The sequence below is a fragment of the Gimesia sp. genome, assembly GCF_048260065.1.
In the GTDB taxonomy this organism is placed as follows: domain Bacteria; phylum Planctomycetota; class Planctomycetia; order Planctomycetales; family Planctomycetaceae; genus Gimesia.
In genome coordinates this window covers 194,383-219,737 of record NZ_JBLXHC010000006.1, presented here as the reverse complement: position 1 = coordinate 219,737, position 25,355 = coordinate 194,383, and the positions used below count along the sequence as shown (strand labels likewise).

The 25,355-nt window shown below is 51.2% G+C and carries 25 protein-coding genes; 17 read left to right on the top strand and 8 right to left on the bottom strand.

From position 1 onward, the window contains the following. Positions 1-108: 108 nt before the first annotated feature. Positions 109-2,478 (bottom strand): hypothetical protein, encoded by a 2,370-nt coding sequence (locus ACN0YN_RS13565; RefSeq protein ID WP_417385558.1) that lies wholly within the window; start codon positions 2,476-2,478, stop codon positions 109-111. Between the two features lie 251 nt (positions 2,479-2,729). Between ACN0YN_RS13565 and ACN0YN_RS13560 the strand changes: the two genes are divergently transcribed. Next, positions 2,730-4,163: a sulfatase-like hydrolase/transferase gene (locus ACN0YN_RS13560; protein ID WP_417385557.1), complete on the top strand. Its 1,434-nt coding sequence runs from the start codon at positions 2,730-2,732 to the stop codon at positions 4,161-4,163. 10 nt (positions 4,164-4,173) lie between these two features. Here the strand turns inward: ACN0YN_RS13560 and ACN0YN_RS13555 are convergent, their stop codons facing one another. Then, positions 4,174-6,210, bottom strand: coding sequence for a WD40 repeat domain-containing protein (locus ACN0YN_RS13555; protein WP_417385556.1), 2,037 nt, complete (start codon positions 6,208-6,210; stop codon positions 4,174-4,176). An 864-nt stretch (positions 6,211-7,074) separates the two neighbouring features. Here ACN0YN_RS13555 and ACN0YN_RS13550 point away from each other — a divergent pair. The 11 genes from ACN0YN_RS13550 to ACN0YN_RS13500 all read left to right on the top strand — a co-directional run bounded on the left by ACN0YN_RS13550 (position 7,075) and on the right by ACN0YN_RS13500 (position 15,053). After that, a complete protein-coding gene (locus ACN0YN_RS13550; protein ID WP_417385555.1) occupies positions 7,075-7,608 on the top strand; it encodes a DUF2975 domain-containing protein in 534 nt (177 codons plus the stop codon). Between the two features lie 77 nt (positions 7,609-7,685). Beyond that, positions 7,686-7,928: a helix-turn-helix domain-containing protein gene (locus ACN0YN_RS13545; protein WP_417385554.1), complete on the top strand. Its 243-nt coding sequence runs from the start codon at positions 7,686-7,688 to the stop codon at positions 7,926-7,928. 15 nt (positions 7,929-7,943) lie between these two features. After that, positions 7,944-8,354, top strand: coding sequence for a VOC family protein (locus ACN0YN_RS13540; RefSeq protein ID WP_417385553.1), 411 nt, complete (start codon positions 7,944-7,946; stop codon positions 8,352-8,354). Positions 8,355-8,724: 370 nt separating this feature from the next. Next, a complete protein-coding gene (locus ACN0YN_RS13535) occupies positions 8,725-9,153 on the top strand; it encodes a hypothetical protein (protein WP_417385552.1) in 429 nt (142 codons plus the stop codon). Positions 9,154-9,248: 95 nt separating this feature from the next. Then, complete coding sequence (locus ACN0YN_RS13530; protein ID WP_417385551.1) at positions 9,249-9,584, top strand: hypothetical protein; 336 nt, start codon at positions 9,249-9,251, stop codon at positions 9,582-9,584. Positions 9,585-9,740: 156 nt separating this feature from the next. Beyond that, positions 9,741-10,220 carry a hypothetical protein gene (locus ACN0YN_RS13525; RefSeq protein WP_417385550.1) on the top strand — a complete coding sequence of 160 codons (480 nt, stop codon included), beginning with the start codon at positions 9,741-9,743 and terminating at the stop codon, positions 10,218-10,220. Positions 10,221-10,375: 155 nt separating this feature from the next. Beyond that, complete coding sequence (locus ACN0YN_RS13520; RefSeq protein ID WP_417385549.1) at positions 10,376-10,975, top strand: RES family NAD+ phosphorylase; 600 nt, start codon at positions 10,376-10,378, stop codon at positions 10,973-10,975. A 92-nt stretch (positions 10,976-11,067) separates the two neighbouring features. Then, complete coding sequence (locus ACN0YN_RS13515) at positions 11,068-11,472, top strand: hypothetical protein (protein ID WP_154900811.1); 405 nt, start codon at positions 11,068-11,070, stop codon at positions 11,470-11,472. A 174-nt stretch (positions 11,473-11,646) separates the two neighbouring features. Beyond that, positions 11,647-12,189, top strand: coding sequence for a hypothetical protein (locus ACN0YN_RS13510; protein ID WP_417385548.1), 543 nt, complete (start codon positions 11,647-11,649; stop codon positions 12,187-12,189). A 103-nt stretch (positions 12,190-12,292) separates the two neighbouring features. Continuing rightward, on the top strand, positions 12,293-13,654 hold the full coding sequence (locus ACN0YN_RS13505; RefSeq protein WP_417385547.1) for a sulfatase: 1,362 nt from the start codon (positions 12,293-12,295) through the stop codon (positions 13,652-13,654). Next, the gene (locus tag ACN0YN_RS13500) at positions 13,620-15,053 is read left to right on the top strand and encodes an arylsulfatase (protein ID WP_417385546.1); all 1,434 of its coding nucleotides are present in this window, start codon (positions 13,620-13,622) and stop codon (positions 15,051-15,053) included. The genes ACN0YN_RS13505 and ACN0YN_RS13500 overlap by 35 nt, the downstream gene beginning before the upstream one ends. 55 nt (positions 15,054-15,108) lie before the next feature. Here the strand turns inward: ACN0YN_RS13500 and ACN0YN_RS13495 are convergent, their stop codons facing one another. Next, on the bottom strand, positions 15,109-15,531 hold the full coding sequence (locus ACN0YN_RS13495) for a hypothetical protein (protein ID WP_417385545.1): 423 nt from the start codon (positions 15,529-15,531) through the stop codon (positions 15,109-15,111). A gap of 553 nt (positions 15,532-16,084) precedes the next feature. Between ACN0YN_RS13495 and ACN0YN_RS13490 the strand changes: the two genes are divergently transcribed. From ACN0YN_RS13490 to ACN0YN_RS13470, 5 genes are all read left to right on the top strand, one after another. Beyond that, positions 16,085-16,798 carry a GntR family transcriptional regulator gene (locus ACN0YN_RS13490; protein WP_417385544.1) on the top strand — a complete coding sequence of 238 codons (714 nt, stop codon included), beginning with the start codon at positions 16,085-16,087 and terminating at the stop codon, positions 16,796-16,798. A 10-nt stretch (positions 16,799-16,808) separates the two neighbouring features. Beyond that, entirely contained in the window at positions 16,809-17,972 is a 1,164-nt protein-coding gene (locus ACN0YN_RS13485; protein WP_417385543.1) for an exo-alpha-sialidase, read from the top strand. 152 nt (positions 17,973-18,124) lie between these two features. Beyond that, the gene (locus ACN0YN_RS13480; RefSeq protein WP_417385542.1) at positions 18,125-19,078 is read left to right on the top strand and encodes a DUF1559 domain-containing protein; all 954 of its coding nucleotides are present in this window, start codon (positions 18,125-18,127) and stop codon (positions 19,076-19,078) included. A 140-nt stretch (positions 19,079-19,218) separates the two neighbouring features. After that, positions 19,219-19,608: a hypothetical protein gene (locus ACN0YN_RS13475; protein ID WP_417385541.1), complete on the top strand. Its 390-nt coding sequence runs from the start codon at positions 19,219-19,221 to the stop codon at positions 19,606-19,608. Positions 19,609-19,777: 169 nt separating this feature from the next. Further along, positions 19,778-20,617, top strand: coding sequence for an alpha/beta hydrolase (locus ACN0YN_RS13470; protein WP_417385540.1), 840 nt, complete (start codon positions 19,778-19,780; stop codon positions 20,615-20,617). Positions 20,618-20,665: 48 nt separating this feature from the next. On the opposite strand, the gene ACN0YN_RS13465 is transcribed toward ACN0YN_RS13470, so the two are convergent. The 5 genes from ACN0YN_RS13465 to ACN0YN_RS13445 form a co-directional block, all read right to left on the bottom strand. Continuing rightward, positions 20,666-20,935 (bottom strand): hypothetical protein, encoded by a 270-nt coding sequence (locus ACN0YN_RS13465; protein ID WP_417385539.1) that lies wholly within the window; start codon positions 20,933-20,935, stop codon positions 20,666-20,668. 28 nt (positions 20,936-20,963) lie between these two features. Beyond that, positions 20,964-21,446, bottom strand: coding sequence for a hypothetical protein (locus ACN0YN_RS13460; RefSeq protein WP_417385538.1), 483 nt, complete (start codon positions 21,444-21,446; stop codon positions 20,964-20,966). Between the two features lie 84 nt (positions 21,447-21,530). Further along, complete coding sequence (locus ACN0YN_RS13455; protein ID WP_417385537.1) at positions 21,531-22,313, bottom strand: class I SAM-dependent methyltransferase; 783 nt, start codon at positions 22,311-22,313, stop codon at positions 21,531-21,533. An 82-nt stretch (positions 22,314-22,395) separates the two neighbouring features. Further along, positions 22,396-23,889 (bottom strand): deoxyribodipyrimidine photolyase, encoded by a 1,494-nt coding sequence (locus tag ACN0YN_RS13450; protein WP_417385536.1) that lies wholly within the window; start codon positions 23,887-23,889, stop codon positions 22,396-22,398. A gap of 9 nt (positions 23,890-23,898) precedes the next feature. Next, positions 23,899-25,173: a PQQ-binding-like beta-propeller repeat protein gene (locus ACN0YN_RS13445; RefSeq protein WP_417385535.1), complete on the bottom strand. Its 1,275-nt coding sequence runs from the start codon at positions 25,171-25,173 to the stop codon at positions 23,899-23,901. Positions 25,174-25,355 lie beyond the last annotated feature (182 nt).

The window sequence follows — 25,355 nt, the reverse complement described above, 5'->3', positions numbered from 1 at the left end:
ATTGGATCTATTAATCCACTATAATAGTTGATATGAATGCATTTTCAATACTGTTTTCAAAAGCAGCGCTCATCTCTGCCTGGGAACTTGCGGTTCCTGCTGCTGGCATCAGTCAGGCAACTCGATTTCCAGCGGCAGTGTAGACAGTTTTTTATCCCGGGGAATGAAGTAGGGAATGGATTCTGCCATCAAACGGTTCTGCAGGCCTTCGAACATTTTCGTACGCGCCTCTTCTGCGGTGGCATTTCGCAGAATCAGAAACCGCGGATTGACCAAGGCCTGTGTTGACCAGAGAGTCCGCTTACTCGCCGTATCAACCCAGGAAAGTTTGAAAGCGGCGGCAGTCGCCTGCAGCGTTTCTCCCGTGGGAGTCTGCCCCAGGGGATTCCCCGGCTCCGGTCTGCCACGCTTGGTCATTTGCAACTTGTTTCCATCCTGTTCCTGATACTCAATTTTCAGGACCACGGGTTGATCAGGAACCACTTTAAATGTGTCCGACTCCAGACGCTGTTGCATGACTTCGGCGAGAACCGTTTTGACTTCTTCCTGGTCTCCGAATTTGAGATTACCCACCGACACATCTATGCTCACCTGCTGGCCGGCACCCAGGATGGCTTCCGACTGGCTCTGGTAGGCCGCCAGACTGTCCGCGATTTTTTGTTCTGGAATTTTGACAGGTACCAGTTTGGGTTTGCGATTGAGCAGCGCGCGTCCTTTGGCATCCCGCAAAGCACTCGCTGTTTCTGCCAGCAGGTAATTGGGAGTCAGGTATAGCTCATTGCGAATGATAATGTAGGGAACTGGTTTCAGGGTCCATACCACCTGCTTCAGTTTTCGATCAATAAACCAGTCACCGTACAACAGCCAGCCTCGTCCATCCGGAAACCAGGCCAGACTTTCGCCACTGTAGCCGGGATCACGTGTTGCTTCGCTTAAGTTTCCCGTAACGTGATATTCCAGTGCAGCCTGACCGTTGCTTAGGTCAAGCGTCCAGAGCGTCGTGTTCTCTGAACTCATCAGCAGCAGCCCCAGTTCTTTCCCGTCCGCTGAAAAGTTCATGCCGTTATAGATGTAGTACGGATCCCTTCCAAATTCAGAGCTCGTTTGACTCAGCAGTTGTTTGACATCGATTTCTCTCAGCAGGTCCAGAGTTCTCAAGTCATAGATATGAAATTTATTCGAAGAGTCATAAGAGAAAAGATAATTGCCTCCCGGGCTGATTTTAAAATTCAAATCAGAAAACTCATTGAATTTGACTTCCCGTTCCTGGATCAGTTTTCCTGATTTAAGGTTCCAGACTTTCAGCATTGTTTTAAAGCCGGAGCCTTCCTTGGAAAGCATTTTGGCGAACGCAAGATCCGATCCGCAGATTTCAAATTTGGAAAGGATCGAGTCGGCAGGACCGACTTCCCAGTCTGCCAGCTTTTGACCGGTTTCTACACTCCAGCTTTCCATTTTGGCCATTTTGGTGTCGCGAACCACGTATCCGAATAGCAGCGTTTTGCCATCGGTGCTCAGTTTGATTTTCTGGGATAAAATTCTCCAGCCTTTATCGAGTGGAATTGAGATCTGGCCGGCCACTTTTTCAGTCGCCAGATTCCAGATCTCGATGTTAAAGAATTGGCGGTTCCTGTCACGAAATCCCATGAAGGGGCTGAACGAGTTGGGAGTCACTTTGTTACCGTCTATGTTTCTCAAGTCAATCGAAAGTTTAGGTGTATCCGGCCAGTCTGCTACGACGAGCGGCGGATCAACGAGCGAACTCCAGGGTTGATTTGCCTGTGTCGGTTTCGATGCTGTCTTGTTCGACGGTGAGCCAGATTTTTTCTGGAGTTCCGCCGTTTCTTCTTTTTGCTTGTTGGTAATCTGTTTAATCCGCGCCTGTGTGGCTTTCATTTTATCGACAGTTGCTTTGCGTTCTTCAGCATCCGTAGTCGTTTTCATGGAGTCTGAATAGTCAGACATCTGTTTGCGAAGTCGTTTCAATTCTTCGCTGCGTGCCTGGGGATCGTCTGGAATCGGAGTCGTATTAACGGGAGTGGATTCCGCCGGTGTCGCTGCAGCATTCGCTGCGACCGTATTATCTGCCGGTTGCGCAGGGGCTCCCTCTGGCTGAACTTCCTCCGCGACTTCTGCAGGTTGCTCCTGGTTCTCCTTGCCGGGAAACAATCCTTTGACCACGGTGTAAGAAATAAAGAATGCGACGACAAACGCGGCGACTCCCGCGATAATTCCAACTACATTAGGGCCACCTCCCGAAGCTTTCTTTTTCTTCGAGGGGCCGGCGGAAGCTTTCTTTTTTCGAGCGGGACGCGCAGGTGCTTCGAAATCTTCCTCGTAATAATCATCGACTAAATCGTCGTCCCCGTCAGGCACGCGCATTTTGCTTCCGCAGGATTTGCATTTCAATGTCTGGCCGGCACGTTCATCGCGTACATTATATTCCTGAAAACAGGATTCGCATTCGAATTTAATCATTCATGGAGGCCCTTATGAATTAGATGATTCGGAAATGAAAACGAGCGTTACCACAACTCAAATCATGTATCAATTGAGTTCAATTCGCAAGCAGAAAATCGTCGATTTGACTGAAATCGGACCTCCTGTAAATTCGGTTTGAAGTCCGGGAATCAGCATTACAGGCTGTGATTGAGTCTGGTTCAGCTTATAATCAATCGTAAGGAGAATGAATACTCGTCAGCTCGCCCGTGAAACTCAAGGACACTGTGATGCATCGGATTATCAAACTGTTGACTGGCACGATTGCCCTGGCTTTTTTCTGCATGGTCTATCAACTCCAAGCGGCAGAACGCCAGCCTGGTGATCGACCTAATCTGATTGTCATCATGGTTGATGATATGGGATACGCCGGCGTGAGCTGCTTCGGGAATCCTTATTTCAAAACTCCCGAAATCGACCGACTGGCAGCAGAAGGCATGAAGTTCACCGACTTCCATTCCTCGGGCACTGTCTGCTCTCCCACACGGGCGGGGCTGCTGACAGGCCGCTATCAGCAGCGGGCAGGAATTGAAGCCGTCATTCACCCGGTCAGCGATCATCCCGAACATCGTAAAGGTCTGAGTAAGAGTGAGAACACATTCGCCGAGCTCTTAAAGTCGGCCGGGTACCGGACGGGGTTGATTGGAAAATGGCATCAGGGATATCCTCATAATTCCGCGGACTTTCATCCAGACAATCATGGCTTCGATACGTTCGTTGGTTATCACAGTGGCAATATCGATTTCATCAGCCACGTCGGAGATCATGTCAAACACGACTGGTGGCATGGACGTAACGAGACTCAGGAACCAGGCTACTCCACCCATCTGATCAACCAGTACGCGCTGCAGTTTATCAAAGAGAACCAGGATCAGCCCTTCTGTCTGTACCTGGCGCACGAAGCCATTCATAACCCCGTGCAGGTTCCCGGCGATCCGGTTCGTCGCACGGAAGCGGAAGGCTGGAAACGCTGGAAGCCGGCCAATGAAGACGAACGCATTGAAAAATTTCGAGGCATGACATTGCCCGTGGATGAAGGAGTCGGCCAGATTCGTGAATTCCTGGTTGAGTCCGGCCTGGATAAAAATACGTTCGTACTGTTCTTCTCAGACAATGGTCCCTCGCGCGACTTTCCCAGTGGCAGTCCGAAATGGCGCGGAGGGAAAGGTTCGGTCTATGAAGGCGGACATCGGGTTCCTGCCATCGCCTGGTGGCCTGAAAAAATTCAGGCAGGTACGGTGACCGATGTCCCTGCGATCAGCATCGATGTGATGCCGACCCTGCTGGGAATCGCACACGTGGAAACGCCACGGGATCGTCCGCTGGACGGCGTCGATATTTCCCCGGTATTGTTTGAGCAGAAGTCTCTCGCCGAACGCTCGCTGTATTGGGCTTCCCTCTCGAATAACGGCAGTCGTTCCGAAGCCTTGCGCGATGGACCCTGGAAGCTGGTCGTGCAGCATCCCCGCGCGACGCCGGGCACATTTGAAAATGAGAAAGTCGAACTCTATCGGCTGGATCAGGACCCCGGAGAAGAACACAATCTCAGCAAGGCGGAACCGCAGCGCACCTCCCGCATGCTGAAACAGTTGAAAGACTGGTACCAGGATACCCAGCAAACCGCCACCCCCCAGCCGGGTGGCTGGTTGAAACAGGGGAGTTAAACATTTCTGGTTACTCTGGCAGCGTAATTTCGAAAGGCAGCATTTTCAGCTTATCGTCTTTAGGAATGAAGTAGGGGATGAATTCAGCCCGTAGTCTGCTCTGCAGATTTTCGAACATTTCCGTGCGTGCCCCCTGCGCAGTGGCTTCTTTTAAATACAGGACACGGGGGTTGATGGCAACTTTCTTCGACCAGAGTGTTTTCTGTGATTCCCGATCATACCAGGAAAGTTCAAACAGGGCAGCGGTCGTTTCCAGGGTTTGCCCTGTCGCCACTCTTCCCAGCGGATTTGCAGCGGAAGGCTTCACGTTTTTGGCGAGTTGTAATGTGTTCCCCGCCTGTTCCTTGTATTCAATTTTGAAAACAGTGGGTTGATCGTCGGCGACTTGAAAACCTTCTGTTTTCAGACGTTGTGTGATGACGTCCCCAAGGATGGATTTGACTTCTTCAGGTTTTCCGAATTTGATTTCACCCACATTTACTTCCAGGCTGACCTGCTGACCGGCACCGAGATAAGCCTCGGACTTGCTATCGTAGGCAGCCAGAGATTTTTGAATCTCTTCCTGGGGGATGGGGACCGTTACCAGAAATGGCTTCCTGTCGTAAAGCGTGTTACCATCTGCGTCTTCCAACGCACTGGCAGTCTGTGTGACCAGGGAATCTCCAGTCAGGATAACCTTCGCACGGAGGATGACATTGGGGACTGGTTTGATGGCCCAGGTAACCTGCTTTCGCTGACGGTCTACAAAGATGGCTCCGTGTATTAACCAGCCATTTCCGTTCGGACTCCAGGCAAGCGTATTACCAGAATAGCCGGGGGTGCTGAAGGCTTTATAAAGATCACCAGGAAAATATAACAGATTGGAGACCGATCCTTCTTTCAGGTTCATAACCCAGAGGGACGTTCCATTCGAGTCCTTCATCCATAATGCCAGTTCTGATCCGTCATCGGAGACTGCTTTCTCGATTATCGAGAGGGAATTTGAAACAATGTCACCGGGATCGGCTGCCTTGAGGAGTTTTGATAGTTCAATGGTTTTGACGAGTTCCAGAGTCGACAGGTCATAAACAGACAAAGTCCGAAACATTCCCGAAATGAGATATTTGCCGCCAGGAGAGATTGTATAAGAGAAGGAATCAAAGTCATTGTGATTTGATGTGGCCAGTACTTCTTTGATCTGTTTGCCCGAATTTAAATCCCAGAGTGAGATTTTATTAATAAATTTATTATTCTCTTTGAGCAATGTCTTTATAAACACCTTTGATGGTCCGCAGAATTCGTATGTTGATACATTCGCCTCTGCAGGGCCGGCTTCCCATGTTGAGATCATTTTTCCAGATGAAACATCGTAACTTGCCAGATGGGAAATTTTTGTTTGTGTGTTTCGTGCAGTGACCAGCAGGGTTTTTCCATCAGAACTGAGCTTGATCTTATTGTCATAATAGAGACGGTCTCCTGGGATTTCGAGGCTTACTTTATTCACCTCTTTTCCGGTAGCCAGATTCCACACTGAAATTAACGGGATGGGTTGTCCTGTGGCTTTCAATCCAATGAAGGGAGTGTGAGCATTGGGAAAAATGTAAGAGTCATTTTTTTCTTTCAGATCAATGGAAAGCTGAGGATCGGCTGCCCAGTCAGTAGCAATACGGGGTGGGTCCACCAGGGAAATCCAGGCACCAGATGTGGCGGCATCAGCCCCCGCGTTTCCCGCACCTCCATTGCCGGCCACGTTATTCTGTCCGGGATCTTTACCTTTCAGGAGCAGGAAACCCAGGCCGATGATGACGACCAGACCGACTCCGGCAGCGATCGCAATCATGGTCGTGTTAGATCCACTTTTGGATTTTGATTTCTGTTTCGAGGAGCCGGCATTCTTATTACGCCGGGGACGAACGGGCTCCATGTATTCTTCCTCAAAATCTTCGTCAGCTCCTGCGGAGGGAACCCGCATTCTGCTGCCGCAGGATTTACACTTCAGAGTCTGGCCCGCTCTGTCGTCCCGTACTTTGTATTCCTGGAAACAGGTTTCACAGTCAAATTTGATCATGCTGAATCCTCTGGATGATATTAACGAGAGCGCTTGAATCGTGTGTTTTGTGAACAAATGCGATTATGAGACATTCCATCGTGAACTCAAGAGGAAAATCGAAAATGAAAGCACTTCCTGCTGTCTGTTTCTGTGAGTGATTCAGGCATACTGAAAATCAACGAGTGACATACTGACCAGATTCGACTTGACGCCAGCGCGTCGCTGCCGAGGATACGCGTTAATGTGAGTCGCGCGCGTGCCCAGTTGACAGAGCACCGAAACACGCGACAGTTGTTCCGGATCTTCACCATAAAACAGCCACTTTTTTCCAGATAATCAGTTTGCATAACAGCATCTGTTCCCGATGTATGCCTGCGGGTCGCCACACGTCGCACTCCTTCGCCACTGCACCACCACAGCTCATACCAGCATCGTCCTGCTGTCAACAAACATCGCCACCCGATTCTGTTCATCCCCCTTGACCTCCCCACGCCTCTACATAAGATTTTGCTGCGAACAATGAACACAGGCTGATCCTGGTAGCAGCGATTACAAATGACACATCAGAGAATAAAACAGGGAAACCAACCATCACTCAAACAATTTCCCCATTCTGAAATGCCACAGCATAAATTCGTGTTTTTCGTACTGTTCGTGGTAGAAAAAATATTTCACCGTGTGCCTGCTGTCGGCTGGCCCGACCGTGCCAACGCTTCCAGGCACAACTTGCATTTCATTTTATCCCAATATCGCTTTTCAACCTCAGATGAATAATCAGAACCAGTTCGGTAATAATCGCTCAAAACTGGGATTGCACTGTTTATCGTAAAACGATAAAAGTTCGCCGTCTTACATTAAAACCTTTTGGAAAGGATTCCTGAGATGGCTCGAAAAGATCGTACTGCTGTCGTTTGTCGTATTCTGTATTACGGGTGTGCGTTGTCACTCTGGCTGTTACCCGCAGTTCTGCTCTGGGTCTGGTTTTGTGCCGACCTGATTGCGGCACAAAACGGGATGATCCCCGTGAAAGCGATTCTCTTTCCGCTGCCGGTTTCGACGAAAGTAGGAATGGTCGTCATCACGCTTCTGCTGTTAGCGCCTGCGTACTGGGGACTGTTTGCCTTACGTCGTTTTCTCAAGGCCTGTTGTGCCGAAGATTATCTGGGCGCGCAAAACAGCCGCCTGCTCAAACGCTTTGCCCTTGGTCTGATGGGGACGGCAATCTTATCCCCCGTCTGTGGTGCGATTCTGAGTGTGTTACTGACGATGCATAATCCACCGGGTCAGAGAATGCTGGCGATCAGTCTCGGTTCGAATCAGTTCATCCTGGCGGGAGTTGGCGGCCTGATCTTTCTACTGGCGAGCCTGTTAAAGCGGGCCAGTCTGATCGCAGAAGAACATGCCCAGATCATTTAACCGCTGGTCGAATCTGAAACATTCCGCTATAGTGAAACCAGAGAACGAAACCGCTTCGGAAAGTAGATTACAATATCATGCAAATCTGTATTACCCTGGATGTGATGCTGGCCCGCCGCAAAGTAACTTCGCGCGATCTCGCGAAGCACGTCGGGATAACCGAACAGAATCTGTCTCTGTTGAAATCGGGAAAAGTCAAAGGGATTCGCTTTGCGACGCTGGAAAAGATCTGTGAATTCCTGGAATGCCAGCCGGGGGATATCCTGCAGTACGCAGCAGCAGCAGAAGAACAACTGGAAACACCAGGCCAGGCAGCCTGATCAGGAGAGAGAGTCGTGAAAGTACACGGTGTGCTGGAAACAGCAATTTACGTTGATGATCTGCAGGTTGCCATCGACTTTTATCAGCAGTTGTTCGAATTTGAAATCATGGCAGAAGACCAGCGGTTTTGTGCCATGAACGCCGGCGACCGCAGTGTGTTCCTGATTTTCAAACGGGGGGCAACGCACACTGCCGCTCATCTGGAAGGGGGAGTGATTCCCCCGCACGACGGAGACGGCCCCGTCCATTTCGCTTTCGCGATCGAACGCGACGACTTTGAAAAATGGGAAGAACGACTGGTAGCCGCAGGAGTGGAAATCGAAAGTCGGGTCAGCTGGCCGCGCGGCGGAGAGAGCCTTTACTTCCGCGATCCCGACAATCATGTCCTCGAACTCGCGACTCCCGGCATCTGGCCCATCTATTGAGATCAGCTGATTGGAGATCAAAGATTTTTCATTGATCTTCGATTTTGATTCTGCTGACGTTTCGTGGGTGGTCCCGAATGTAATTCGGGATTGCCGCAGGCAACAGGAAGTGGCAGTGCTTTCTGTGTCTGTCTCTGGAGCGTGCCTCATTCTCTGAGATTTTAAACAGGTTACTCTGATCTGGATTGAATGTGTAAGTCGCGATACCCTCCTCGCTACATTCGCACCTTTGTACGAAACTCAAGAGCCGATACAACTCACTCATCTATTGAGCCTTGATCGATTCTTCTCGACTGCCTCCCGATTTGCTGCTATACTCGAGCTTGAAAAACTGGTGTCTGTTCGTAGAGGAACGTTTCACAGGAGATAGATGATGATCGTCCGACTCTTCGCAATTCTCATGGTTTTCAGTTACGTCACACCCGCTCTTGTAGCAGACGAAGTCATCAGGCAAGGGGTGAAACCAAAGTCACAAAAAAATTCGATCCAAATTTTGGAGTTGAAAGTAATGGATCAGCCCGTTGTGACAAAGAACAGCAACCGGGAGAAATATCCGCGATCCGGGAATGAGAGCCACAATCTACCCGTGAAGACCTTTACCTTTCCAGCCTCCCGACAGACATCTCAAGTCCGCAACTCTTCAGGCTATGATCCCGATTTTCAATATCGCTGTCCCCGGGCCTGGTCGGCATTACGTCGCGAGATCAGCAGTTCTGCAGCATACGATCGGCGTCTGTCGCAAAAACAAAACCAGCTCCCGCTGTCTGGCGGCGCGTTGATTTCTGTACCGGTGAAATAAGGTACAAATGGTCTCGACTGGAATCGGGTTTTCTGTTACATCACGGCTCTGAACTGCGTTCTTCATTAAAGCCCGATGATCACAGGAGGCTCATAATGCTCAAACCGTTGCAGACAGTCGTTTTCTGCTGTGCATGTTCATCTCTGTTCGCAGAGGATGTTTCACAAAGCGTTTACGAAATGGATTCTTTTGAGACGCCCGTTTTAAAGCCGGTCATCGCGCCTCTGGCCTCGTCTGAGGATGTGTTTGATCTCATCGAGCTGACAGATCTGAAGCTGGATCAAACACAGGTCCGTGAACCAGCACAAGTCTTTCTCAGTCAGTCGCTTCCGTTTACGCCGGTGGTCTGTCCCTCAGAAAAAACAGATCCCAGTCTCCTGTGGCCCCGCCCGCGGCTGGAGCTGCAGTGGCTGATGGCAGATGGACCCTGATCGTTTCTTCAAGCGAATTCCAGAGCGCATCACATTTAACCATAGCGTCATTCAATCTAATATACTCGTCCCAAATGGCATTGGAGACGCTACAGTAAAACTGGACACAGTCTAATCAATTCAACTGATCAGAAACAATTTGAAAGGAGTTCTTTCATGCAGCGACTGTTCTGTGCACTCGTTATCTGGGGTTCCACCTGCATCATTCTCCATGCCAGTGAAGGACATGACAGTATCTACAAACTGGATGTGTTGAATGTGTCCGCACCGGATGCCGTCGTAGTCCCCCTGATTTGCTTACCGGAACAACCGACGGCAGAAACGCCCCGCGAGCGGATTGATGTGGACGTCAGCCTGCTCTTTCAGGCGCAGTCAGTCCCCCTTCTTCCCTTCTATGAGTCATACGATGCCAGTCAGTTTTACGATCGGATGCGTTACTTGAATGCAGGACTTGAGTGTGTCATGCCCCGAAAGAAGCATGAAGAGACAAAGCTCGCCGCGGCGGACGGAGCTTTCACCATTTCAAAAAAACTCGAAGCAGCCTGGGAACGTTTAAAATCCGACTACCAGGAATCCGAAGAGAAATATCGCCTGCTCAATCTCTACTACGGGGCGCGATACGTCGATCGACCTTAAGCTCTCTCCCGTTCATGCTTGTGCTTGCATACCTGTCTTCGCATGCTGGGGTTCAATTGGAAATACAAAAGCAGGCCGAATAATCAGTGTGAGTCCAGAACTGAGCTCAAATCTGTCAGTACCGTGAAACCGGTTTTACAGGGAGACAGACAACCTTGCCTGAAGAAGCACCCGGGGTACAGGATTTATTTGATCGTATTGAAAAAATACGTCCTCTTGCGATTACGAAAAAAGAGATCGCTTTTCGTTCGGCTGGGGTGAAATATGCGAATAAAGCGGATCTCATTTCAGGTAATGGTGCCAGTTACTTCGGAGGAAGATGGAACCCTCAGAGCTTGAGAGCAATCTATGGTTCTCTTAGCGTGCAAACTGCGGTCAGCGAGAGTTACCAGACGTTTAACAAATTTGGATTTGATAAACAGAGTATTCGCCCGCGTGTCATAGCGGGGTTCGAATTTAAAGTGAAGTCTCTTTTAGATCTGACAGACTCTTCGGTTCGCCGCAAACTTGGATTTTCACTCACTGAGTTACTGGAAGAAGATTGGCAAGCGATTCAGGACCAGGGAGAGGAGTCATGGACACAGGCCATTGGTCGTGGAGCATATCTATCGGGTTTTCAGGGATTGCTCGTGCCGTCTGCCCGGGATCGCCAGGGACAAAACGTTGTCATTTATCCTGATTCCATCGTCACTCCCAGTTATATCAAGCTGATCGCAGAAGATGATTTACCACCTCATCCCTCAGACTGGCCATGAGTGTGCAAAAATGCATGCAAAAGTGCTTGCCGGGTTCGATGGTATCGATATAATTGTTTTAAAGTCGTATGAGCAGTTTGAGAGGTGATGTAATGGCTACCAGATCAAAAAAAGCACCAAAAAAACAATACTATAATATACCCGGACTATTTGGCATTCGAGTCATCGTGTTTCAAGATGAAAACAAACTCGAGCTGCGTCATATGTTGGGTCTACCCAGAGACAAGTTTTCCCGTCTGGTCAATGTTTCTGTGCGAGCAATCGCCAAGGTCGAGTCTAATAAAGAGAAAGTAGAAAAACTTCAGCGTAACTATATTGAAGTGAAGCGACTGTGCCAGGCATTGAGTGAAGTGGTGAACCCGGATTGTCTGGGGGATTGGTTTTATACTCCCAATGAAGCGTTTCAATCTCGAAAGCCGGTCGAGGTTATTGAGCATGGTGAGATCGACAGGCTCTGGGATATGGTTTATCGGCTGAGTTCCGGGATTCCTGGCTAACGCTCTGTCTGTTTATCGTCATCGATCGACCTTAAGCTCTCTCCCGTTCATGCTTGAGAGGGAATACCTGTCTCCGTATGCTGGGGTTCAATTGGAAACACACGCGCAGGCTGATTAATCAGTGTGCTTCCAAGACTGACCGACACGAGATCAACCAGCACAGCGGGACGCGTCATGAATTCAGGTCAAGTGGAACCGGAACGCCCAGAGAAAACAGTTCAGGCAGGCGTGGAAATCCCGATTTTAAATCAGGGAGTTCCTCAGTCCATAGATTCAAATCAGAATCCGACAGCACGTTTAGAAGCGGAAGCCCTGGAGTATCAGCATGACCTGAGAAAACTGGGCTGGTCTATCATTATCGTCCTGTATCTGGCTGGGATTTCAGCAATCGGATACGCACAGTATTCCATGCTCAGTAATGAATGGCATAACGAAGAACTCGATGCGCAAAAGAAATCTCTTGTCGATGAGATCAACAGTCGTAATCGCGATTATTTTATCAGAAACAATCGCAAGCGGCCGTACGATGAAGCGATGGAGGAGATCTGGGCCGCCGAGGAGAAAATAGAAGGCTGGAAAAGAAAGCAGGAATCGAACCGGGACATGAGAAGCGAACTGCTGCAGATACGCACCATCGGCATGGGGGTTCTGGCACTGGCAATTATTCTGATGTCCTTCATGTTGATCGGAAAGCTGCGGCGGGAACGACCGGAATAACACGATCATATCTTTTCATTTGTGCTCGACTGCTTCTACCAGCTATAGTAAAGAGAACTGATTCTAAAACCCGCGTTCTCTTTTGATGGAAGCACCAGCCCTCATGCGTTCCGTTCTGTTTGCTTTGTTCATTGCCGTTTCCTGCCTGCTGATCTGTTTCTCTGCTGCAGGGGCAGCGCAGCAACCGCCGAACATTGTCCTGATCATGGCGGACGATCTTGGGTATGGGGATCTGGCCTGCTACGGAAATAAACAGGTTAAAACGCCTAACATTGATCGGCTCGCTGCGTCCGCGCTGAAATTCACTGATTTTCATTCTGCCGGTGCAATGTGTACGCCCACCCGGGCCGCGATGTTGACAGGGCAGTACCAGCAGCGTTTCGGGCCGCAGTTCGAGTCGGCTCTGTCAGGGAAATCCAATCACGATATCGGACTGCCGCATCAGGCGGTGACGATGGCGGAACTGCTCAAGCAACAGGGGTACGCGACCGCCTGCTTTGGTAAGTGGCATCTGGGATACCAGCCCCCCTGGCTACCCACCAATCAGGGCTTCGATCTGTTTCGTGGCCTGACTTCGGGAGACGGCGACCATCACACGCACGTTGATCGTTCCGGGAACGAGGACTGGTGGCTCAATAACGAACTCAATATGGAGCAAGGTTACACCGCCGATCTGTTGAGCAAATACAGTGTGGCATTTATGGAAGCCAATCGCACGCGTCCCTTTTTTCTCTACGTGCCTCACCTGGCGATTCATTTCCCCTGGCAGGGGCCACAAGATCCGCCGCACCGCAAAGCAGGACAGGATTACCACGCTGACAAATGGGGCATCATTCCCGACCCCAAGCATGTCAGTCCTCATACCAGAGCCATGATCGAGTCGCTCGATCAGAGCGTGGGGGAAATTCTGTCTGCCCTGCGGCGGCTGGATCTGGAGAAGAACACGCTGGTGATTTTCACCTCGGACAATGGCGGCTATCTCAACTATGGAAAAAACTTTCAAAACATCTCCAGTAACGGTCCTTTGCGCGGGCAGAAAGCAACACTGTATGAAGGCGGACATCGTGTCCCCTGTCTGATTTCCTGGCCGGGAGTCATCACCGCCAGAGTAACCGACCAGACCGCGCATTCAGTAGACCTGCTACCTACCCTGGCGCAGACAGCAGGGATTTCAGCGGCTGACTTTCAGACCGACGGTCTCGACCTGTCACCACTCTGGCAACCAGGGCACACACTGGCAGACCGTGACCTCTTCTGGCGGATGGGAAACAATCGTGCTGTCCGTCGCGGGCAATGGAAACTCTGTCTAAAAAATAATCGCAGCGAACTCTATCACCTGGAAACCGATCTCGGCGAGCAGCATAACCGGGCAGCGGAACAGCCGGAAATCGTGAAGTCAATGAGTCAGTCCTTGAAGGAATGGGAAGCAGATGTCGACACCAGCGCGAAGAAATTCAGTAAGTGAAATCGGAAACGGACTGCATTTGATTTCAGGTTCACGAGTGATCTGGCTGATTGTCTGCCTTGTCTGTCTGCCTGTGTCGGTGCAGGCCGCGGAAGCGGATCGACCCAATATTATTTTCATCATGGCCGACGATCTGGGTTACGGCGACCTGGGTTGTTACGGTCAGAAGCTGATGAAAACGCCTCACATCGATCAGTTAGCCGCTCAGGGAACGCGGTTCACCCAGGCTTATGCCGGTGGTTCTGTCTGCACGGCTTCGCGGGCCGTACTGCTGACGGGACTCCACAACGGGCACACTCCCGCGCGGGACAACATCCCCCATTACGCGACCTATCTGCAGGAAAGCGATGTGACCATCGCCGAGGTCCTGCAGAAGTCAGGTTACCGCTGTGGTGGCGTGGGGAAATGGTCGCTGGGTGATGCAGGCACGGTCGGTCGGGCGACGAATCAGGGGTTCGACATGTGGTTCGGCTATCTGAATCAGGACCACGCGCACTATTACTTTACCGAGTATCTGGACGACAATGAGGGCCGTCTGGAACTGAAGGGGAATACCAAAACCCGCCAGCAATACAGCCACGATCTGTTGACCGACCGCGCGCTGCAGTTTATTCGCGATTCCGCCGCCCAGCCCTTCTTCCTGTATGCGGCTTATACGCTGCCTCACTTTTCCGCGAAAGCAGAAGACCCGCACGGTCTGGCGGTGCCGGACATGGAACCATATTCAGACCGGGACTGGGACGAGAAATCGAAAAAATATGCGGCGATGATTCACAGGCTCGACCGCGATGTAGGACGGATCATGTCGCTGGTGAATGAGCTCCAGCTGCGCGAGCGGACGCTGATCATTTTTACCAGCGATAATGGCGGTCATAGAGGTGTGCCCGCGCAATTGCAGACGAACGGCCCGTTGCGCGGTTTTAAACGGGATCTCACCGAAGGGGGAATTCGTGTTCCGTTCATCGCGAACTGGCCCGGCACGATTCCCGCAGGCAAAGTGAGCGACGAAGTCATCGCCTTCCAGGACATGCTGCCCACCTTTGCTGAACTGACGGGCGCCAGGGTCCCCGCGAATCTCGATGGCATCTCGGTGCTGTCGGCCTTGCGGGGGGAGCCTCTCAAAGTCAAACACGAGTATCTTTATTGGGACTACGGTCACTGCCGGGCCCGCTACGATCAGGCGGTACGCTGGAACCACTGGAAAGGCATCCGCCACGGCCAGCAGGGTGAGATCGCTCTCTACAATTTAGACCAGGATCTGAGCGAATCCCAGGACGTCGCCGACCAACATCCCGAAGTCGTCCAGCGGATCGCAGAGATCATGAAAACAGCGGCAGTCCCCGACCACCGCTACCCCATCGGCACAAAATACAAAGGCAAAGCACTGTGGCATCCGTGAGCGTCTGCTGCTGCTGACCTGATGTATTCAATTCTGTGAGAAGTGAAATCCGCGTTTATCCAATATGAATTCCCATCCTCTTTGATCTCACACGAAATATCCACGCGATCAGCCACGGACAGAGTGACAAAGCAAACGCAGCGAAAAACTGTCTCTGTTTGCGAGTCATTGTTTTCTTGTGAGGCGGATGGGACATGGAAGTGGAAATGTCATCCGCATCATAACCGTCGGCTGGTGAAGTTCCGTTTGCGCCATGGGAAGTGACGACCATCTCATCGGACGGCGTGTGTTCAATTTCGAATGCATGGTCCCACGGATCGACGGTATCAGGAGGGAGTTCTCCAGTCTTGATTAGTTGCGCCAGATGGAAGGCATACCGGTTGCGATATTCCAGGCGGCCTTGCTCGACATTGGGCATCCCCAGCAGGAGGATCAGCAGGGAGAGAGCGGCCAGAAAAATGAACTTGATGATTCTCATCACGATACCGCAGGAATGGTGGGAATGTTACTTTGTCTAACAACGGATAGACCGACTTTTGACTCTTTCTGAATCTATCAGGATGAGTGTCTCTAAACAATGGAATTACTGCTTATCCTTTATTCTCTTCATCTCCAGGCCGCCCCTCCCGACATGTAAAACACACTTCGAAAATCAGTTCCGTAGGCACACTCAGTATCGCTGGCAATGAAGGAGGGAACTGCATGCTTCCAACATCTGCCGTATGTCGTTAACCATGTCTCATCAGACATCTACTCCGGCTCAAAACAGGCTGGAGCTGTCATGTACGGGCAAGATTTCTGCTCCCGATCCTCTCTTTGTTTCCCTGGATATCGATCCCGGGCAAGGAAACAGATTCGGCGATTATCCGCAGATAATGTGGTCTGTTGGTTTGTAAGTGTTTGATAAATATAGAGATAACGTGTTAGGTTGAAATGGGTTTCGATTGATGGTATTGAGTGTTGACACATGGTATACCATGTGGTAATTATGATGGTTCATTATTTCATGTTCTAAAACAGGGAATGGGCGCATGGGAGAAAGTGATGTTTATGAAAAGCTGTCGCAGCTGATTTTTTCCGGCGAGTTCGAGACCGGCAGCAGTCTGGTTGAGCGTAATCTGGCAGATCGACTGGGTGTCAGTCGGATCCCGATGCGTGAGACACTTTCCAGTCTTGTTGCGCAGGGGGCGCTCGAAGGAGGCCGCAAAGGGGAGAGTGTGCGGCTGCGACGGTACACGGTCGATGAACTTCGACAGCTCTTTGACTATCGTGCTGTCATTGAGGGGGGCTGTGTTCGTTCCGCTGCGATGCATATTACCGAGGCCGATCTGTTGCGGCTGGAGATCATCTGCGATGGGATGCAGGAGATTCTGGAGGGGGATGATTTCCAGAAATGGAGTTCGCTGGATGTGAAGTTTCACGAAGCACTTGCAGAAGCAAGCCGCAACGATCGATTTGAGCGGACATTGAAAAGTCTGCTCCGTGAGTGCTTCTATGTGTTTTACGTACTTTCAAGACGGCGCAGTCGGCGTGAACTGACGAACGAACAGTTCGCCTTTCATAAACAGCAGGCGCTGGACGATCATCGCGCGATCATTGAATTATTAAAAACCAAACAGGCTGACGAGGCAGAAGCCCGGATGCGTCTACATATCCTCCGCTCTGCCGACCGTGTGATACGAGCTTCCATAGAAACAGATCTGGAATCGAACGAAGGTAAGGACGATCAAGGTAAATCCAGATAACGGGAATCCAATGATGAGACACATACTGATTCTGTCGACGCTGATGCTGTTTTCGGCCACTGCCGCCGTGTACGCAGATCCGAAACCGGAACGACCTGCTTACAAACATGAGCAGGTGATATTAAACCCGGATCAATTCACTAATGACAAACAGATGGCCTATCTGGCCTTTCCAGCTGTTCTACAACTGAGTCCACAGGAGCTACTCATTTCCTATAAACGGGGACGCAGTCATGCGAGCGACCCTGGTGCAGTGCTGGAAATGATTCGCTTCAATACAGAGACCGCTCAGGTCACGCAGCGCAAGATCATTGGAGAACAGCAGCCGCTGATCTTTCAAATGGGCGAATGGGTTCAATTCCCCCAGGGAAGAATCGGTAATTTTGTTGACGTCCAGAAAGTGGTTAAGGCTCGCAAACGGAATCATCGTACCGGCGTCTACTGGACCATGAGTGACGACGGTGGGAAGACTTTCTCGCCGATGCAAAAGCTCGGTCCGATTGATGGTGTGGAGTATGGTTATATCTTTGAGAGTGCCGTGGTCGGAGACACTGTCTACATGCTGGCGATGGATTTTCCTGAACTGACTGCGCGCAAGAGTGCGTATGATGAGCAGGGGAAGCGGATCTATGGTCAGGTTTCCGTGATCTCATCGGACGATCAGGGGCAGAGCTGGAAACACGTGCGGAATCTCAGTCGGGAATTCGGCGATCTGAATCTGAATGAAAGTTCGATGATTGTCGACGGGGACGGGTTTTTGATCGCAACACGGGGATACGACAACCGGGTTCGCCTGCATCGGGTCGATCGGGACTTTAAATTAATCAAACAACGTGACCTGACAACGGACTGTAAGACGATCGCCTCACATATCGGGCGTCCAAGGTTGTTCATACGAAACGAGCGGTTGTACCTGCTCGGGCGAAATGCACGCGGTGGTCCAATGGAACTGGCACTGTTTCGCATTGATCCTGATACGTTCGATGTGGAACGCCACGTCGTGCTGGACCCTGCCCCCGGAATCACGATGAAGGACGGATATTATGCGGTGCCTTATTTTCAGCAGAAAAATGATCAGACATTATTCAATGTGATTACCTATCGGATGTCGTCGGGAAATCAGAAAAATCCGGAATTGGTGCGACTGGAATTTCTCTGGAATGAAGTTCGATAACCGACGTATCGACAGCCCAGGCTTAAGACATTATTTCGAGGTGTTGTATTTATCAGCGTTATTTATTCTCGCGTTCAGTCAATATTGGCAGTTCCTGATATCGGCTGACGTTAGGTCTCCTTATAAGCGTTTAATAAAATGGAGGATTTCAGATGTGGTTGAGAGCGCGGCAGAGAAAAAACGGGTTTACTTTAATTGAACTGCTTGTTGTGATTTCGATCATCGCGATTTTGATTGCCCTGCTGTTGCCGGCGGTCCAGCAGGCGCGGGAAGCGGCGCGTCGCAGTACCTGCAAAAATAATATGAAACAGCTGGGGCTCGCGCTGCATAATTACCATGATACGCATCGCGTCTTTCCTCCCGGAACCATTGCGACTCGCCCCGGCTTCTCCTATTCGGGGACCTGGTGTCAGTCCAGCGCCATGGATTCCCGCGCTCCCTGGACAGTGCAGGTTCTCCCGTTTCTGGAAGATGCCAACCTGTATAACAAGTTGAATTTTGAAGCGTTGTTCACAACAACCTCAAATCTGCCGGGCGGAACTGAGAACGATGCGATTTTTCAAAAGAGCAATAAAAAGTATCAGTGTCCTTCTGACCCCAATTCCGGTTCCGGCGTCAATAACCTGAATTATGTGGGAGTGCAGGGCGGCGGTGCTTCCACGGCAGCCCCCTCCTGTTCCACCGTAAGCGGGCAGCGCGCGTTTTATGTCAATGGGATGCTGTTCCACAATTCCAATACCCGGATGCGCGATGTGATCGACGGAACCTCTAATACTTTTCTGGTCGGAGAAACCAAATACGCATTAACGCCCACTGGTCGGAGTGACGGGGTTCACATCGGCTGGGCTTCAGGCGGACGACTGGGATCTTCCGGTGCACCGAATGTTCTGGCGGGCGCGCAGTTACCCATCAACTCTGTGACAGGTCATGGCGGAGACCACGATACGATCAATCAACAGTCGCGGCTGTTTGGCAGTTTTCATGTCGGTGGATGTCACTTCACGTTAGGAGATGGAGCGGTTCGCTTCGTCAGCGAAAATGTCGATCTGAATACGTACTTCGATCTGGCACAACGTGCGGACGGACGCGTGATCGGAGAATTTTAGACCACGTTCTGTTTAACGAACACGTCTCCCGATCCTGAGGCGCAAGATCCCCCGTTTCCTATTCAGGTAATAAACCGTTTGAAATCGCCGTTTCCAAAGGTGGCAACATGCTGGTAATCTGCTGGAATGGAATCAGACTGATGTCTGTTCTGATTGTACTGACTGTCGCAGGCTGTAGCGGGCAGGTGGAAGGGCCGCAACGCTACACCCTGTCTGGCACGGTTACCTATGCAGGCAAGCCGGTCCCTGAAGGGGAGATCATTATCACTCCCGATTCCTCCACGAATAACAGCGGGCTGGGAAGTTATGCGACGATCAAGGACGGACATTTCGAAACAGCGCCGGGAAAAGGGGTCGCCGCTGGCGACTATCACCTGAGTGTGACTGGCTTTGATGGCGTTCCTTACAAGTCCGAAGATGGGGGAGAAACGTTCCTCCAGGGCAAAACTCTGTTTGCTGATTTCAAACTCAAGCAGCAGTTTCAATCGCAGGATGAAACATTGAACATCGAGGTTCCTGCCGGTAAGTAGTTACGGGCTAAGGGAATTCAGTGTGATAAGTTCTGAAATGATGAGAAAACATAGGGGACAAAAAACATGTCGGCTCCCCCCTATTCCCAATCTCATCTACCAGGATCGACATTGACTTAACGGCTGCAGATCGCGTACTCTCCGTCGCTTCATTTTCCTGGAGATGATCATGCGCCGATCCTCGCGATATCTATGGGGGCTGCTTTTCCTGCTGGCGGGCTGTGCCTCTCTGGGGCCGCTGTCGCCTCTGGTTCCCGTTGAACGTGCGCTGGTTTATCAGCCTCGGCCATTTCCTGAACCAGATTCGCTTCCAGAGAATCTCCCTTTCGAAGATGCCTGGTTCGAAGCAGAGGACGGGACGCGGCTGCATGGCTGGTATCTGGGACATCCGAAACCGCGTGCGGTGGCGCTGTTCTGTCACGGCAATGCGGGAAACATCGTCAGTCGTGGCGAAACGTTAAAGATCCTGCAGGAACGACATGGTCTTGCCGTCATGACGTTTGATTACCGGGGATACGGCAAGAGTGAAGGTAAGCCGAGCGAACGCGGGATTTTGCAGGATGCACGGGCGGCTCGTGCCTGGCTGGCCTCGCGTGCCGGCGTTGAGGAAACCGAGATCGTGCTCATGGGGCGTTCCTTAGGGGGAGCGGTCGCCGTCGATCTGGCAGCAGAGGACGGTGCGCGGGGGCTGGTTCTGGCCAGCACTTTCTCGTCACTACCTGACGCGGCGGCGTATCATGTCCCCTGGATATTTCCGAGTCTGAATATGACGCAGCGATTGAATTCAGCCGGAAAGATCGGGAACTATTCGGGACCCTTGCTGCAAAGTCATGGCGACAAAGATCAGTTGATCCCGATCGAACTGGGACGGAAACTCTTCGACGCAGCTGGGGGGCCGAAACGGTTTATTGTCATCCCGGGAGCAGGGCATAACGATCCTCAACCGGAAGAGTACCGCCGCATCTTCGACGAGTTCATCGCGTCACTGCCGCCAGCTGGCACTCAATGAACTTTTTCTCGACCGCACGCAGAGACAGAGACACTCCGTCAAGACTCTCTACACCTCATTCACACCCGAGTGATCTTTCAGCAGTGCCAGGATAATCAGCCCGATCAATGAGAGAAAACCAGCCAGGCACCACAGAGGGCTGCGCCCTTTGGCTTTCGCATAATACGCGAAGCCGAACAGCAGCATCACGGTTCCGCCAAGTGTCATCACTAAGCCGAGAGCCTCCTGTCCGCTGTCGATCAGAAAACGTCCCGCAATCTGGATGATGAGCCCGGGAATGGCAATCGCCAGGCTCAGGTTGTTGTACCGTTTGATCATGAATCCGATCCTAGCAAGGAGTATCTTGTTATTCTTGAGTTAATCGATCAATCACTGAGTTCAAAGATTCTTCTGATGGGGAAGAGAGCAGGGAAGGTTCACCGGCGGCCGGTCTATGAAACGCAAATATGATTTGATTCTGGAGCATTACTTCTGCCCATCTAAATTCAGGAATGGAATATAAGCTGAAACCCGCAGGTTGATGCTTGTCACTAAGAACAAAATCGATTCCGTGTGAAAAAATTGATTCAGTATAACGCAAGAAGTCAATCGTTGAGATTGAGATATCGAGTTCCAGGCGATGAATTGTATATTTCAACTCAAGATCAGAAGTATTAAAGATGGCATTGGATAACAGGGAATCCAGCTGACCGGACAATTCAACCTGGGGATTATGAATCCAGGTAAAACCTTGATTGGGAAGAATTTTAGACCAGTCTTTGTTATTAAACGGAGGCAACACCGTTTTAAATACGCCAGCTTCTTCATTAACTTTGAAAAACTCAATCATAGTAATTATTCACATCTATTATTCTAATATTCTTACGAGAAAAACAAAGAGGATTCTACTGCCTCCTCAGCTTCTTTATCGCATTCATGCATGAGGGAAAGCCATCAGCGCGTAAAATGTCATCTGTTCCTCATAGGTGCCGCCGGGGTTGAAGTCGAGCAGGGTGGTTCGCAGGTCGGCTTCGAAGTCTGCTCGTTTTGTGCCTAGAACTGCGGGGGATGCGAAAGAGGTGGAGTACAGGTTGCCTAGCAGGTCGTCGAGAGTCCAGGTCTGCAGATACTCGTGTTTGATTTCTTCGAGTTTAAAACCGGCATCGATTAAGACCTGTTCGTGCGGAGCCGCGAGATTGTTGAATTCACCGGAGCCGGCACGCCGTTTTTCGCCCAGCCAGCGTTTGACGACTTCGCGAACCAGTGGATGCCAGTCGGCGTTGCCGCTCCAGATACTGGTGTAACCCATGATGACCAGAGGCTGTTCTGCTTGGAGCCAGCTCTGGATGCGCGGTGCCATGACCTGCCGCTCCATCCAATGGAAGGCGGCACCGATGGTCACCAGCTCGAAAGAATCCGGTTCCGCGGAGAACTGCTCGGCACTCTGATTGAGCCACTGAATGTTGCTGACCTGCTGCTCCCGTGCTTTCTGTTGGGCGGCGGCCAGCATCTCTGCATCAGGATCGACGGCTGTGACTTCCTGGAATCGGGGCGCCAGACGGATGGCAAGTTCCCCCGGGCCACAACCCAGGTCGAGCAGTTTTCCTCGACCAGTCAGTTGTGCCTGTTCGCAGACCTCGGACAGCAGGGCTTCCGGATAGGGAACGCGATACCGCACGTAATAGGGAACCGTTCCCTCGAATAAATGTCTGTCCAAAACCGAACTCCCCGCAGCAGCTGAAATGACTCTGATCATTGTTCTACAAGTGAGTCAGTTTAAACCGGATCGGGATGCGACTTCAATCGAACAGGGAACCTTGCCGCTTTGCTTTGCTGTATCGTTCCAGGTATCCGTCCACGCTAAATTTGCGGGCGGTATTGTCGCTGGTCATGTAGCGGATCTTTCCGAAGATCGGCCGTTCGGGACCCCAGGCACGATCGTAGCGGCCTAAACACCAGAAGATGCCCGAGTAAGAATTGGGGTTTCGACCATCGACGGCGTACTTGTTGTTGAGGTGAATCATGATCTCCAATGCGGCCTGAGGAGATTCTGACCAGTGCAGGATTTTCTTCCCCCACAGCATTCGCATGTAGTTATGCAGGCGTCCTTCCGTAACCAGTTGTGTCTGGGCAGCGTTCCAGAGTTCATCGTGAGTCCGCGCCTGTTCGAATTCTTCGAGTGAATAGCAAGGATCGCGCTTGTCAGACGCATGTTCTTCCAGCGTCGTCCGCGCCCAGTCGGGCAGTGATTCATACTGATCATAATCGTCACGCTGCCAGCACATGTTATAACCCAGTTCGCGCCAGGTGATCAGTTCGTCTAGAAAACCCTCGGCGGTTTCACTCATCTGCCACCAGCCCGCCCGTTTGCCGGTCGCTTTCTGATCCAATACTTTCGCAACGTTCCAGTCTTCCCGATCGGCGAGGCGCTTGAATACTTCGTGCACGGAGATATGACCGAAATGCAGATAGGGAGAGAGCCCGCTGGTGACTTCCTCTTCCGGCTCGTTCCGTTCCTCTGCGTAACGTTCGAAACGCACGTCGAGAAACTGTTTGAGCATTTTGTCAGCGGCGGTCATGCCGCCATCAAAGGCAGCGGGGCCGACCTGATGATCCAGCGGGAGGTCGGCGAGCACATCGGGGGTTGCCTGCAATAATTGATCGGATGCCATCGGCCAGCGTTCGAGAATTTCGCTCGGCACAGCAGTGAATTCCGGAAGCTCAATGTGTGACATCGGGTTGATTTTGGGACTTTGGTCCAGGTGGTCCGGCAATGCTTTGTGCAGGAAGCGGCGGAACGCGTACGCGGTCGGATAAATCTGTGAAGCAGCCCGCAGCGGCAGGAGCCCGTTGGAATCGATGGCTTCCAGGCGGACTGGCAAGCGCGATGCGACCGACTTCAGCATGTGAGGAATGAAGAAACAGGGGAAGTCATCGGTGACGACGGCGCAAGCCCTGGTTGCCAACGCCGACAGTAACCCCGAGCCATGACCGGCTTTCGGTTCGACATAACAGTAATAACCGACGGGGCTGTCCTGTAAACTGTCCCCATTGTCGGCCATTCCCTGCAACACAAATCGATGCAGGCGATCGCTGGCCCATTCGTATCCGCAGCGTAACGCTTCGAACACGAGCAGAGGTTTGTTGAGTTCTTTGCTGAGGTCGACGGCCCGTTGCAGACTGAAATTATAGCGAGTCCGCCGATTGGCGATCATCCAGTAGAGAACGTAATCGCCGTCTCTTTGCAGCGGAGACTGGTTGAGGGTGCGAACGCGGATTTCGGGGACAGTCATAATCGTTGATTAGTTTTCGGTATCAGAAGTGTTCCAGCGGTAGACTGCCAGATGATCCAGGGCGCGGATGAAGAGTTCGTTACCGCTGACAGCGATGTGGGCCCAGGAATCTTCAGCAATCTTTCGCTGATCGAGTAATTCAAACTTTTCAGGATTCGCTTTGATCAACAACAGATCGCCTGTCTGATCGAGTGCCAGAATTTTATTTCCGTCAGTGACCATACTCCAGTATTTTCCGTAGGGAGTTGTGGTCCAGCGGGTTTCACCTGTTTTGAGATCAATGCAGGTGAAACGCTGATTCCGCAGATGCAGGTAAATCGAACCATCAATGATCAGCGGAGAAGACATATAACCCTGGGCTTTGTTGGTCCAGGTTTCTTCAGGGGGTGTCTGTTCGTCCGACTTGCCAGGCGTCAGAAGAAACGATTTGCCGCCATAGCTGCTGGTGAAGACGGAATTTTCAAAGACAGTGGGGGTCAGAATATTCATCCCTCGAAATGCGGGAATGTCCTGCTTCCAGAGTACAGCGCCATCATCTGGATTGACACCCGTTAAGGTCGTGCGAGTCTGAACAATCAATTGTGGTACCCCATTCAGGGTAGTGTAGTAAGGCGAAGAAAAAGCACTGCCAAACATGCCACCACCATCTTCAAGAACCCGCCACTTGATTTCCCCCGTCAGTTTATCAAGTTTACACAACCCGCCGCCGGCCTGGGCGTACAGAGCGTCCCCCACAACAAGTGGAGATGAAGCAAAGCCGAATGCCGGGGGAGGTGATTTCAATTTTTCCACAAAGTCAACGCGCCAGAGGATCTCGCCATTGTCTGCACTCAGGCAGACGAGCACATCGCGGATGCTGGCCACATACAGTCGTTCGCCATCACAGGCAGGTGTGGCCCGGATCCAGTCGCCGTTGGCTTTGGCAAAGAAGGGGACACTCAGAGCACCAGGCCATTCCTGCTTCCAGATCTGTTTCCCTGTCGCACGATTCAAGGCTCTGACAACTTCGATTTTCTCATCGACGGTTTCTGTTACAAACACACGGTCGCCAGAGATAATGGGACCCGAGTATCCGGGACCGAGGGGAATTTTCCAGACTTGAGTCAGGGATTGTGCAGACAGATTTTCAGGAAAAGTTGATTCGCTGACAAATCCATCACGCTTGGGGCCTCTCCACTGTGACCAGTCGGTTGCCTGAAGCGGAGAACTGAACAGTCCCGATAGAGCGATCACCAGTGGAAAAAAGAGTCGTGTCGGCATACTGACCTCATAATTGACAGCCATCGTAAAGTCGTCCCTGTCTGTCTGATAGAAAAAAAGATCGTCAGGTCTGGAATACCTGCTTTTGAAAACTCTATAGTGTCCAGTACGGCTGCCAGCTTCCCGTACCCTGGAAAGTGATTGTTCTGTTATAGTCAAATCTACCTGATTTAAAGTGGAAAAGTTAAGTCAGAAATCAAATTACT